Below are 13301 nucleotides of genomic sequence, written 5' to 3'. Positions count from 1 at the left end.
CATCAGGCGGCTTGTCTTGGCTGCCAAGGCGGCCCATGTTGAAGGGACGAAGGCCGGTCCGGCGTCGAGAGACCTCCGCCAGACCCGGTTTGCCTGATACCCCGAAAACATCGCCCCCCATTCCGTGGGAAGGTTTCCATTTTCGGTTTCTGCGAACAGCCCATCCGCCCTGCAAGCCCGCAGGGAACGCAATTCCATATCCGTGCCCAATGGCCGGAAAATCAAAGGATATTCTCGTGGCAAAGGAAAACAAGCGCGGCAATCGCGAGACGAAGAAACCCAAGCAGGTGAAGGTTGCCCCCGTTGCGACCCCGCTGTTCGAAAAGGGCTCGCTGACCGCCGTGACCACACCGAAGAAGAAAAAGTAATGAGCCCCCGCCCCCGGCCCGCCCCCGCGTCAATGCTGCGGATGCTGGCCGGTCTTGGCCGGGGAACGGCAGCCCCCCTTGATCCCTGGGCCGATACCGCCCCCGTCCGGGCCGAACTTTTCAGCGTTGAACGGCTTGAGCAACATGCGCTCACGCTGGCCGCCGCGCAGTCCATCGCGCCGCGGCCGCGCAACATGCCGCCCTTGCGCCGCCGTCTTGACGATAACGCCAGGGTGCTGCTGGCCGCCTGGAGGGCCAGCGCGCGCGAGGTGGCGGCCGGGCGTGACGTGGTTCCGGCGGCGGATTGGCTGCTGGACAACTACCATCTGGTCGAAGCGCAGATCCGTGAAATCCGCACCGATCTGCCTGCCGGATACTACCGGCGTCTTCCCAAGCTGGCGACGGGGCCCTTCGCGGGCTATCCGCGCGTCTTCGGCATTGCCTGGGCTTTTGTGGCGCATACCGACAGCCATTTCGACATACGGACGCTGCACCGCTTTCTGGTGGCCTATCAGACCATCCAGCCGCTGACGATCGGAGAGCTTTGGGCGGTTGCGATCACCCTGCGCATCGTCCTGATCGAAAACCTGCGGCGGCTGGCCGATCAGATGACGCAAGGCCGCGCCCGCCGGTCCGAGGCCGATGCCCTTGCGGACAGGGTCTGCGCGCCGGGTCAGGCCCATGCGGCCCTGCTGCCCGAAATCGCGCGCCAGGCCCGGCGCCCGTTGTCCGAGGTCTTTGCCGCCCAGTTGGCCAAGCGCCTGCGCGACCGCGACCCGCGCACCAACCCCGCGCTTGGCTGGCTGGAAGAGCGTCTGGCCTCGCAGGGCAGTTCGATTGATACCGTGGTGCGCCACGCGCAAGAGCGGCAGGGGGCATCGAACGTGACCCTGCGCAATGTCGTGACCGCGATGCGCAGCATTTCCGCCACCGACTGGGCCGAGTTCTTCGAAGGGGTCAGCCTTGTCGAAGCCGGGCTGCGCGACCACCCCGGTTATGCGCAGATGGATTTCGCCAGCCGCAACCTGTACCGCAGCGCGGTGGAAGATCTGGCGCGGGGCAGCACCCTGAGCGAGACCGGCGTGGTGGCGCTGGCCCGCGCAGGGGCCGAGGTGCAGCCCCCGCATGACCCCCGATCTGACGTGGGATGGTCGCTGATTGCCGGCGGCAGGGCGGATTTCGAACGCAGGATCGGAGTTCGCCCGCCCGCCCGCCTGCGTCTTCGCAGATGGGGCATCGCGGCGGGTCTTCGCGGCTATCTTGGTGCGATTGCCGGTGTGACGCTGGGGCTGCTGGGTCTTTGCGCCTGGTGGGTGGCGGGCAGCGGCAGCGTCATTGGCGCGCTGTGGCTGCTGGCGATGCTGCTGCCGCTGAGTGCCGTCGCGGTCATGCTGGTGGACCGGCTGGCCGGGGCCGCCGTCGGGGCCACGCTGCTGCCCGGGCTGGATCTGCGGGCGGGTGTGCCGTCAGAGCTGCGGACGGTCATTGCGGTGCCGGTGCTGGTCTCGGGCGCCGAAGATCTGGGCGCGCAGATTGACGCGCTTGAGGTGCATCACCTGTCGGGGGCCGGCGGCGACCTGACCTTCGTGCTGCTGACCGATGATGTGGATGCCCCCGAACAGGTCATGCCCGGCGACGCGGCGCTGTTCGCCCAGGCGACCGAGGGCATTGCCGCGCTGAACCGGCGCCATCCGCCCGGCCCGGCGGGGCCGCGGTTCCTGCACCTGCACCGCCCGCGCCGGTTCAATGCCGCCGAGGGCGTCTGGATGGGGTGGGAACGCAAGCGCGGAAAGCTGCACGAGTTGAACCGCCTGCTGCGCGGCGCGCAGGACACCGGCTTTCGCGATGCGGATGGACAGGTGCCCGCCGTTCCCGCCGGGGTGCGGTATGTCATCACGCTGGATGCCGACACGCGGATGCCGCGCGATACGGCGGCGCGGCTGATCGGCAAGATCGCACACCCGCTGAACCGCCCGCGGTTCGATGCGGCCAGCGGCCGTGTAACCGGCGGTTACGGCATCCTGCAACCCCGCGTCACCCCGGCGCTGGAACCGGGCGCTCCGGCCACGCTTTACCAGAAGGCAACCGCCGGGCCCGGCGGGATGGACCCCTATGCCGCGGCCGCGTCGGACATCTGGCAAGACCTGTTCGGCGAAGGGTCGTTCACCGGCAAGGGCATCTACGACATTGATGCCTTCGAGGCGGCGATGCAGGGCCGCGTGCCCGACAACACGCTGCTCAGCCATGACCTGCTGGAAGGCGTGTTCGCCCGTGCGGGGCTGGCTTCGGATGTTGAACTGGTCGAGGCGTTTCCCGGCCGTGTCGACATTGCCGCCCGCCGCCAGCATCGCTGGACACGGGGCGACTGGCAGTTGCTGCGCTGGCTGTTCGCGCCGGGTCTGCCGGTGCTGGGCCGGGTCAAGATGGCCGATACGCTGCGCCGGTCGCTGATCGCGCCGGCCACATTGGCGGCGCTGGTGCTGGGATGGTTCCTGCCCGCCCCGGCGGCGCTGACCGCGACGGGGCTGCTGCTTCTGGTGCTGGCGGTGCCGGTGCTGTTGCCGGCGATCCTTGGGCTGATTCCGCGCCGGTCCGGGCTGGACCTGACCAGCCACCTGCGGCAGACGGCAGGCGATCTGGACATGGCCGGGCTGCGGTTCGGGCTGAGCCTGGCCTTCCTGGCGGATACGGCCTGGCGGATGATGGATGCGGTGCTGCGCAGCCTGTGGCGGATGGCGGTTTCGCACCGCCACCTGCTGGAATGGACCACGGCGGCGCAGGCCCTGGACGGCGCGCGGCCGGGGCTGTGGGCGCAGGTCCGGTTCATGGCCGGGGGCATGGGGCTGGGCACCGTTCTGGCCGGGGCTGCCATGGGGCCGGGACAGGCGTCGCTGCCGCTGGTTCTGCCCTTTGTGATGCTGTGGCTGGCCGCGCCGGTCATCGCGCTGCGGATCAGCCAGCCGCCGGGTGCGGCGGACGCGGCCGGCCTGCCGTCTGACGTTGCGCAAGACCTGCGCCGCATCGCCCGTGCGACATGGCGCTATTTCGAGGTGTTCGTGACAGAGGCGCACAGCCATCTGCCGCCCGACAACCATCAGGAAGTTCCGGCGCCGCTGACGGCGGCGCGGACATCGCCCACCAACATGGGGCTTTACCTGCTGTCCTGCGTGGCCGCGCGTGATTTCGGCTGGATCGGCACGCCCGAGGCTGCCGCCCGGCTGGAGGCAACGCTGGCCAGCATGCAGGCGCTGCCCAGGCACAACGGCCATTTCTACAACTGGTATGCCACGGATGACGGGCGGGTGCTGGACCCGGCCTATGTGTCGTCGGTGGACAGCGGCAATCTGGCCGGCCATCTGATTGCGCTGGCCAATGCCTGCGAGGGCTGGTCGTGTGAGGGCGATGCCAAGGGCCCGGACATTGCCCCCCTGCGCGATGGCCTGCTGGACACGCTGCACCTGGCGCGCCAGGCCCCCGGTGCCGCCGCACCGCGCATGGACAGCCTGCTGGACGAGGTGGAGGCCGCGATCCTTGCCCCCGGTGCGGATGCGGCCACCTGGCCCGCCGTGCTGCGCCTGACCGCCAAGGCGCGGGCGATCCTGCCGGTCGATCCGGGCACCGAAGACCTGCGCGCCTGGCTTGGTGCCCTGCACGACCAATGCGCCAGAAATGCGCAACCCTGCCCCGATGATCTGCGGCCCCGGCTGGCGGCGCTTGGGGCGCAGGCGCGGGCGCTGGCGCTGGCCATGGATTTCGCCTTTCTGTTCGACCCTGACCGCAAGCTGCTGTCGATCGGCTGGTCGCGGAATGACAACGCGCTTGACGAGGGCTGTTATGACCTTCTGGCGTCCGAGGCGCGGCTGGCCAGCCTGTTCGCCATTGCCAAGGGCGATCTGCCGGTGCGGCACTGGTTCCGGCTGGGCCGCGCGGCCACCCCGTCACGCGGCGGTTCGGTGCTGGTGTCCTGGTCGGGTTCGATGTTCGAATATCTGATGCCGGCCCTGGTGATGCAGGAACCGCCGGGCAGCCTGCTGGACCAGACCAACCGGCAGGTGGTGGCGGGGCAGCAGGCCTATGGCCGAAGGCGGGGCATCCCCTGGGGCGTCTCGGAATCGGGCTTCAATGCGCGCGATCTTCAGATGAACTACCAGTATTCCACCTTCGGCATCCCCGGCATGGGGCTGAAGCGCGGGCTGGCGACCGATCTGGTGGTGGCACCCTATGCCACCGGGCTGGCCGCCATGTTCGCGCCGGTTGAGGCCCGGCGCAATTACGCCGCTCTGGCCGGGCTGGGCGGGCGCGGGCGATACGGCTTTTACGAGGCGCTGGATTTCACCCCCGCCCGCCTGCCCGAAGGCGCAGCGGTGGCCGTGGTGCGCAGCTACATGGCCCACCATCAGGGCATGACCATCGTCGCCATCGCCAATGTGCTGCAAGCCGGCCGGATGCGTGCGCGCTTCCACGCCGAACCAATGATCCGCGCTGCCGAGCTGCTGTTGCAGGAACGCATTCCGCGCGATGTTTCCGCCGTGACGCCGCGCCCCGAAGCGGTGGCCCTGCCTGACAGTTCCACCGCGCTGGAGATGCAGCGCATGGCGCTGATCGAGGGGGCACCGCAGGGGCCGCCGGTCAGCCATATCCTGTCGAACGGCCGCTATTCGGTGATGCTGACCGCCGCCGGCGGCGGCTACAGCCACTGGGGCGACATTGCCCTGACCCGCTGGCAGGCAGACCCCACGCGCGAAAACGCCACCTCGGGCATCTGGCTGCGCGATCTGCGCAACGGCCGGCTTCACCCCGTTGCCGCGGCCAGCGGCGCAGACCAGCGCGACGTGCAGTTCTTCGAGGACCGCGCCGCGATCTGGCGTCAGGATGACACCCTGTCGACGGTGATGGATGTTCTGGTCTCGGGCGAGGACGATGCCGAGGTGCGCCGCGTTTCGGTCAGTTCCAGTTCGCACCGCCCGCGCGAGGTGGAGCTGACCTCTTACGCCGAGCTGGTGCTGACAACGCCCGCGGCGGATGCGGCCCACCCCGCCTTTGCCCGGATGTTCGTGCAAACGGAATACCTGCCCGAATTCGGCGCCATCATCGCCACCCGCCGGCCGCGTTCGCCTGATGAACCGCCGGTCTGGGCTGCACAGTTCCTGGTGATCGAGGGCGAACCCTCAGCCCCGCCGGAACATGAAACCGACCGGGCGGCCTTTGTCGGGCGCGACAATGATCTGGCCTCGGCCCGGGCCATGGAACCGGGCGCAAGGCTGGCGGGCGGCGTCGGCACGGTGCTGGACCCGGTGTTCGCCCTGCGCCAGCGGGTCCGCATCCCCGCGGGCGGCACCGTGCGGCTAGCGTTCTGGATGGTGGCCGCGCCAACGCGGGCGGCGCTGCTGGATCTGATCGACCGCCACCATGACCGCAACGCCTTTGACCGGGCCAAGACGCTGGCCTGGACCCAGGCGCAGGTGCAACTGCGCCATCTGGGGGCCAATACCCAGCAGGCGGCAGGCTTCCAGCGGCTGACCGCGCCGATCCTGTATTCCGATCCGCGGTTCCGCGCCCGCCCTGACCTGATCGCCGGCGGTCTGGGCAAGCAATCGGCCCTGTGGCCCCTGGGCGTTTCGGGCGATCTTCCGATCGTGGTTCTGCGCATCGACGACCCGGCTGACATGGCGCATGTGCATGAGATGCTGCTGGCGCAGGAATACTGGCGCGGCAAGCGTCTGGCGGTGGATCTGGTGATCCTGAACGAACACCCCGCCTCCTATGTTCAGAGCCTGCAGGCCGGGATCGAGGCCGCCCTGCGTGCCAGCCGCGCCCCCGACGCAGGCGCCTTGCCAGGGCAGGTGTTTGCCCTGCGCGCCGATCTGATGTCGCCCGAGGCGCGGGCGCTGCTGATCGGCGTGGCGCGCGTGGTGCTGGTGGCCCGGCGCGGCACGCTGGCCGAACAGATCGCGGCGATGCTGACCGAAGCAGCCGATGCGGCGAACCCGGTCCCGCTGGTGGACCCTGCGCCGCCCGCGCGGCCCATGGCACCGCTGCCGGCCCCCGAGCTTGAGTTCTTCAACGGTCTCGGCGGCTTTGCCCGCGACGGGCGCGAATATGTGACCGTCCTTGACCAGGGCGCCGCGACGCCGGCGCCCTGGGTGAACGTCATCGCCAATGACGGGTTCGGGTTCCACGTCTCGGCCACCGGCAGCGGCAGCACATGGGCCGAAAACAGCCGCGAGAACCGGCTGACCCCATGGTCGAACGACCCCGTGTCCGACCCCACCGGCGAGGCGTTCTATATCCGCGATGAAGCGACGGGCGCGCTGTTTTCCCCCACCGCCCGGCCGCTGCGCCAGGCGGGGCGGCATATCGCGCGGCATGGCTTCGGCTACAGCCGGTTCCAGCATCAGGCTGGTGGCATCGGTTTCGATCTGGTGCAGTTCGTGCCGCTGGATGACCCGGTCAAGATCTCGCGGCTGACGCTGCGCAACCTGTCGGGGCGGCCGCGGCGGCTGACCGTGGTCAGCTATGCCGAACTGGTTCTGGGCGTCACGCGCGCCTCGGCCGCGCCCTTCGTCACCACCGGACAGGATGCGGAAACCGGCGCGATCCTGGCGCGCAATCCCTGGAACATTGCCTTTCCCGACCGCATCACCTTTGCCGATATGGGCGGCGCGCAGACCGGGTTCACCACCGACCGCGCCGCCTTTCTGGGCCGGGGCGGCGATCTGGCGGCACCTTTGGCGCTGACCGGGGGGCTGCCGTTGTCCGGAGCAACCGGGGCCGGGCTTGACCCCTGCCTTGCGCTGGCGCGGACGGTGGATCTGGCCCCGGGCGCCAGCATCACCATCGACCATTTCCTTGGCCAGACGCCTTCGCCCGAAGCGGCGCGCGCGCTGATCCGCAGCCTGCGCGCGGCCGATCTTGACGCCAGCCTTGCCGCCGTCGAGGCGCATTGGGACAGCGTGCTGGGCACCGTGCAGATCACGACGCCCGACCGCGCGATGGACATCATGGTCAATGGCTGGCTGCAATATCAGACGCTTGCCTGCCGGGTGCAGGCGCGGGCGGGCTTCTATCAGGCCAGCGGCGCCTATGGCTTCCGCGATCAGTTGCAGGATGGCATGGCGCTGACCCTGACCCAGCCCGACCGCGTGCGCGCGCATCTGCTGCGCGCCGCCGGCCGCCAGTTCCCCGAAGGCGACGTGCAGCACTGGTGGCTGCCACATTCCGGGCAGGGTGTCCGCACCCGGATTTCGGATGATTGCGTCTGGCTGGCCTTCTGCGCCGCCGATTATGTGGCGGTGACGGCGGATATGGCCGTGCTTGATACCCCGCTGCCCTTCCTTGACGGACCGTCGCTGGCGCCCGGCCAGCATGACGCCTTCTTCCTGCCCGGATCATCGGGCGCCGAGGTCACGCTTTACGAACATTGCGCCCTTGGGCTGGACCGGGCGATTGCGCTGACCGGCACGCTTGGCCTGCCGCTGATCGGAACCGGCGACTGGAACGACGGCATGAACCGGGTCGGGGAAGGCGGACAGGGCGAAAGCGTCTGGCTGGGCTGGCTGCTGCTGGCCACGCTGCACCGCTTTGCCCCGCTGGCCGCATCGCGCGACCCGGCCCGCGCCGCCCGGTGGCAGGCCCATGCCGTGCAGTTGCGCGCCGCGCTGGAGCGGGAGGCCTGGGATGGCGACTGGTATCGCCGCGCGACCTTTGATGATGGCACCTGGCTGGGCTCGGCGGCGGGCAGGTCGTGCCGGATCGATTCCATCGCCCAAAGCTGGGCGGTGCTGTCCGGCCAGGCCGACCCGGCGCGCGCCAGCCGGGCCATGGCCGCCGTTTCGCGGCACCTGATCGACCCCGACGCCGGAATTGCCCTGCTGTTCACCCCGCCCTTCGACAATGCCGCCGCCGATTTCGGGCCCGATCCGGGCTATATCGCCGGCTACCCGCCGGGCCTGCGGGAAAACGGCGGGCAATACAGCCATGCCGCGATGTGGGCGATCCTTGCCCGGGCGAAGCTGGGCGATGGTGACGGGGCCGCCGCCTTGTTCGCCCTGCTGAACCCGATCAACCACGCCCTGACACCCGATGCGGCGCGGCGCTACAAGGTTGAACCCTATGTCGTGGCGGCCGATGTCTATTCGGTTGCCCCCCACAAGGGGCGGGGCGGCTGGACCTGGTACACCGGATCGGCCGCCTGGATGTACCGCGCTGCCGTCGAGGGAATTCTGGGCCTGCGGCGCGAGGGGGGGCATCTGTCGATCACCCCCTGCCTGCCTGCGCATTGGCCGGCGATCTCGGTGCAAATCCGCATTGCGGGGACGGTGATCGACCTCACGATCACGCAGGGGCCAGATACGGCGCAGGAAGGCGCAGAGCCGGATGCCACCAGCACGATCCGCATCGCGCTTGATGGCGCCGCCCACAGGCTGCGCCTTCGCATGATGGCGGGAAACACCTGACCCGGGGCTGCTTCCGGGCAAAGGGCACGCCGGGTTGACCGCAAGCCGGCGCACGCCCCTGCGACGCAGATCGCCGTGCTGGCACCACTGGCCCTGCCCCACCAGCGGCAGAAACGGCCCTTGGGCAACGGGGTTGCGGCATCGTCGATGTGATTGCCTTTGATATTCGGAGGCCGTGCAACAAGACACTGAAGAACGGGCCTGTCGCCCAAGCGTCGTGAAGACCGCCGTTCGCCCCGAGCAATCCGGTGTCTTTTCGAAGGAGAAGTCACCGCTTGGGGCAGAGGTTTCTTGATCAAATTATCTTGTCAGGCGATCTTGCGATCAGGCGACAGACTGCTTGGGGAATGTCCGTCAAAACCTGGAAAGGAATAACGAGTGCGGGTTGCCTTGTGTTTTGTGATGGCTTTGGCACTTTCAGCTTGCGTCAGACCCGATGGAAGCCCCGCCCTTGGCGCCAGTGATGCCCAGCAGGTGTTCACCTTTGTCCTGAACGGCAAGGGAAGCAGCGGCGGTCATTGCACGGCGGAAGGCGCAAGGGGAGAGGTCAGAAGCGGCAAGGATCTGTTCGGATCCCCTACCGTCAAGATTCGCGGCCATATCCGATACGGCAAGATCATCTGCACCGACGGTCAGGGCGTGAAGTATGTCACGACAATCAACCAACTGGTCCCTCAGGGACTGCGCACGCCGAGGGCCTGGAGCAATCTGAGACCCGGAAAGACCGCCCATGACGTGAAGCTGGAGCTTCCAAGCGGGGTAACGAGGATCTTTTACAAGGCACTCATCCGGGTCGAATAGCGTGAGCCGCGCACCCGGGCAAAAGACCTGCCCCGCAAGCAGGGGCTTCCGGGGCAGGTTGATCACCACAGGGCAGTAACACGGTTACAACGGGTCATGGGGTGCCGGATTTTGGCACCCCGGATTGCCGGCGTCAGATCCGGCCGGTCAGAACCAGAACAAGCAGGATCACCAGAATGATCCCCAGGCCACCGCTGGGCAGATACCCCCACGAGGCGCTGTAACGCCAGTTTGGCAGAGCCCCGACAAGCATCAGGACAAGGATAATGATAAGGATGTTGGTCAGCATTGGTGCGGGCTTTCTTCTGAAGGAATGGAACGGCGCTTCGGCCCTGGCATCGCGACCTCTGGCTTTGCCTGTGGCAATCCGTGCGACAGGCAGCTTCAGCGGCATGATGCAGCTTGCGCGCCTTTCGCCTGCCGCGCGCTAACTTGCGGCAGTCTTGCAGGCGGCCACGCCCGGGCAATGCCGGAAAACGCCCGCAACCATCAGCGGTCACGGACAAAGGGCGCGGGCTGGGTCATGGTGGAGGTGACGGGTTCTTCCTGCACGACGGTCACCTTCACCGAGAGTTCGACAAGATCTGCGGAAAAGCCCTGAAAGCTGCCGGATACCGGCGTGACCTGCTGGATGTTGCGCGCAACGGCAACCGGGATCAGGTTGGCCGAACCCACCGCGCGATTTGTGGGGTCGATGGCAATCCAGCCGGCGCCGGGCAGAAAGACCTCAACCCAGGCATGGGTCGATCCGGCGCCGGCAGAACCAAGCCTGTTCTCTGTCGGGTCGAACAGATAACCCGAGACGATCCGCGCGCCGAAACCCAGCGTCCGAACCGCCTCGGCAAACAGCACGGCAAAATCGCGACACGATCCCCAACCGCGGTCGAGGGTTTCAAGCGGCCCTTGCGTGCCCTCAAGATCCCGCGCCTGATAGGCGATCTGGTTGGAAACGCCCAGGCTGACATCCTTCAGCAAGGACAGCGTGTCGGTGGCCGGTCCCATCACGAAGCCCCTGGCCCAGGCTGACAGGCGCCCTGCCGGGTCTGCGTATTGCGCGGCCACCAGCGCCCCCAGATCCGTGCGTTCATCGGCGGAATACAGGAAGGGATATTCGATGGCCGATGTCGCGATGGCGAACACCGGCCAGGCGGGGGCACTCAGATCAATCGAGGCGCGGGACTCGATCCTGAGCGTATCGGTCATCCCGGGAAAGATGGCTGTCGCGACGGCGTTTCCCGCCACATCATGCGCCCAGGTCACGGGTGCTTCGGGCGAAAGCTGCAGATCGAAAGAGATGAGCTTCAGATCCCGCGTTTCGCGCGGGCGCAACATCATCCGGTGCGCCCCCAGTTGAACCGGGGTTCGGTAGCGATAAAGCGTCTCATGCAGAATGGAGATTTGGGGCAAAGGTCAGGCCGATCTTTCGGTTGGGTCACGGTTGCAGGTCTGGGTCAGCCGGTCCTTGGGTATCCTTCGGCAAGGGGGACGGTGTTCCGCCACGAAGAAGATGCCTTGCAGCGTGGGCAGACCCTTTGACCGAACCCGTCACTTCTGAAAATGGTGCGGCAGCGCAGGCAGGTTCGGTCTGCCGGCACATCGCCCTGCGCGGGAACCAGCGCGTCCGGCGGCATCTGGCCGGCGTAAGCGGTCTCGCCCGGTTTCGGCGCACAAACCGCCGGCCTTGCCGGTTTTCGGAATCCATCGGTCATTCCTACCTGCTTTCTGTCAGCAATGCGATGCCATCCACGTCCGGCGCCTGATCCCGCGTCAGCATCCCCTGAAGGTCATGCTCGGACACCGGATACATCTCGGTCCGGCCCGTCTTCGCGGAACCGGCCACAAGAAAGCTGGCCGTGCGGCGATAGGCTTCAAAGGTCAGACCTTGCAGAAGCTCTTCCTCGACAAGGATTTCATAGTCGCCTGCCGGCAGGCGGGCCGCGTCTCCGGGCAGGGAAAAGGGATGCCGGAAGGTCACCATGAAACGGGTGGAACGTAACGCCATCTGATTGCCTCCGCTTTGCAAGGGGACGGTCAAGGGATGTGCCCCGATCCTGCGCGGCCACCTGTTCGCGGCGCCGCGCCGATCGGGGTTCGTGCGGCCTTCAGGGCAGCCGCCGGCGCAGCAGGGTTCGGGCCAGAAGAAAGCCAAGAACGAACCCTGCCTGCCCCAGCGCATAACCCGCCGTCACCGGCGGCCTTGCCGGCAGAAACGGCACTGCGGGCCTGACCCGCCGCCGCCAAAGGGCCAGAGCCGCGGCGGCCACGATCAGCCCAAGCCCGACCGCCGTCATGGCAAGGCCCGGCCCGATGAGGCGCGACAGTCCCATGACCGCGGCAGTCAGCAGCAGGGCCGAACCGGCGGACAGCAGCGCTGCCAGCAGCACCGCCCAGACAAGGGCAGAACGGCCCCTGTCCAGCGTGCCGCGAAACCGTTCGGCCAAGAGGGTGCGCAAGACCATCAGCGCCGGGTCATGGCCCCGAGAAGAATACCCATTCCGACCGCCAGCCCCAGCGCCATGTAAGGGTTTGCCGCCACGGCGCCTTCGATCCGCACATCGGCATCATGGCCTTTGCGCCCAAGATAGCTGACGGCATCGCTCATGCCATTGGTGACATCCTTGGCCAGCGCCTGGCTGCGCGTGCCGGCGGCAGTCTGCACGTTCCTCGCAAGCTCCATCATGTCTTGCCGCAGGGTGGCCATCTGCTCGACCACGGCATCGTAGTCGGCGCTTGCGGTCCGGTGGTTCGCGTTTTCTTGTGCCATGAGATGGCTCCTGTCCGTGTGAATAAGGGGCACCCTGCCGGTACCTGCCAGAAGCGGCAGGCAGGTCCGAAGGTCTGCGGGAAAGCCGGAGATTGTTGCGAAACCGGCATGGGGCAGTCTGGGTCAAACAACCGGGGCGCGCACTAACACCCGTCAGCAGGAGGGGGCTTTCCGGGGAACTGCGGGACGGACGGCCCGGATACGATCGCTTCGGCGCCGCCCACAGCACGCCGCCCGCCTTGAGGGAATCAAAGGCGGGCGACGCCGTCCGCACCGGCTGTCGGGACAAGGATCGGTGCGGAATGGAGCCGGGCGCGTGGGCAGGACACGCGGTCAGGCTGTGGCCGCGGCCACAGGCCCTCCCTCATCAATCATGTCCTTGCGCCCCTGTTCGGCCGAGGCGGCAAGCGCGCGCGCCTTTTCATGCGCGTCGGCAATGGCCCGTGTCGCTTCGACAAGCTGGTCAACGTGGTTGGGCGGCGCGTAGATCGTATAAAGCCGCAGGCGGCGCTTTCCTGTATTGGTCAGGTTGTGGCGCACCCCGGCCGGCACAAGGATCGCGTCGCCGGCGGCGACCCTGATCTTCACACCGTCAATCCTGATCCGGCCCTTGCCCTTTTCGATCCTGAAGAACTGGTCATGGGTCATATGCACTTCGGACCCGATTTCCTCGCCGGGCCGCAGGGCCATCAGCACCAGTTGCAGATGGCCTGCGGTGAACAGCACGCGGCGAAAATCGCGGTTGTCTCTTGTCAGGCGTTCAAGTGCTCCGACGTAGCCCTGTTTCATCACATTCCGCCTTTGCAAAGCACAAGCCTAGCACCCCGTCACGCGGCCAGACTGATCAAGGTTAGGGGTCCGGGCAGAACATCCGGGTCCGGGCTGATGCAGATTAGGGCGCCCCGATCGCGC

At 67.5% G+C, this 13301-nt stretch carries 9 protein-coding genes; 3 read left to right on the top strand and 6 right to left on the bottom strand.

Going from position 1 to position 13301, the window contains the following annotated elements; translation table 11 throughout:
- The first annotated feature begins 236 nt into the window (after positions 1–236).
- From B6K69_RS18575 to B6K69_RS16045, 3 genes are all read left to right on the top strand, one after another.
- A complete protein-coding gene (locus B6K69_RS18575; RefSeq protein WP_257791669.1) occupies positions 237–368 on the top strand; it encodes a hypothetical protein in 132 nt (43 codons plus the stop codon).
- Entirely contained in the window at positions 368–8824 is an 8457-nt protein-coding gene (locus B6K69_RS16050; RefSeq protein WP_228156763.1) for a glycoside hydrolase family 94 protein, read from the top strand. The genes B6K69_RS18575 and B6K69_RS16050 overlap by 1 nt, the downstream gene beginning before the upstream one ends.
- 378 nt (positions 8825–9202) lie before the next feature.
- Complete coding sequence (locus tag B6K69_RS16045; protein WP_123876584.1) at positions 9203–9625, top strand: hypothetical protein; 423 nt, start codon at positions 9203–9205, stop codon at positions 9623–9625.
- Between the two features lie 133 nt (positions 9626–9758).
- On the opposite strand, the gene B6K69_RS18695 is transcribed toward B6K69_RS16045, so the two are convergent.
- From B6K69_RS18695 to B6K69_RS16015, 6 genes are all read right to left on the bottom strand, one after another.
- On the bottom strand, positions 9759–10019 hold the full coding sequence (locus B6K69_RS18695; RefSeq protein WP_228156762.1) for a DUF3309 family protein: 261 nt from the start codon (positions 10017–10019) through the stop codon (positions 9759–9761).
- A gap of 95 nt (positions 10020–10114) precedes the next feature.
- A complete protein-coding gene (locus B6K69_RS16035; protein WP_236939014.1) occupies positions 10115–10960 on the bottom strand; it encodes a transglutaminase-like domain-containing protein in 846 nt (281 codons plus the stop codon).
- Between the two features lie 376 nt (positions 10961–11336).
- Positions 11337–11627, bottom strand: a complete 291-nt coding sequence (locus B6K69_RS16030) for a hypothetical protein (RefSeq protein ID WP_108644508.1) — start codon at positions 11625–11627, stop codon at positions 11337–11339.
- 100 nt (positions 11628–11727) lie between these two features.
- Complete coding sequence (locus B6K69_RS16025; protein ID WP_108644507.1) at positions 11728–12084, bottom strand: hypothetical protein; 357 nt, start codon at positions 12082–12084, stop codon at positions 11728–11730.
- The gene (locus B6K69_RS16020) at positions 12084–12389 is read right to left on the bottom strand and encodes a hypothetical protein (protein WP_107672152.1); all 306 of its coding nucleotides are present in this window, start codon (positions 12387–12389) and stop codon (positions 12084–12086) included. Before B6K69_RS16020 ends, B6K69_RS16025 begins: the two co-directional genes overlap by 1 nt.
- A gap of 333 nt (positions 12390–12722) precedes the next feature.
- Positions 12723–13178: a cupin domain-containing protein gene (locus B6K69_RS16015; protein ID WP_108644506.1), complete on the bottom strand. Its 456-nt coding sequence runs from the start codon at positions 13176–13178 to the stop codon at positions 12723–12725.
- Positions 13179–13301 lie beyond the last annotated feature (123 nt).

It is taken from the genome of Pseudogemmobacter blasticus (assembly GCF_003071405.1).
Taxonomy (GTDB): Bacteria; Pseudomonadota; Alphaproteobacteria; order Rhodobacterales; family Rhodobacteraceae; genus Pseudogemmobacter; species Pseudogemmobacter blasticus.
The sequence above is the reverse complement of the archived record's forward strand: the minus strand, read 5'-3'. Positions and strand labels throughout refer to the sequence as shown.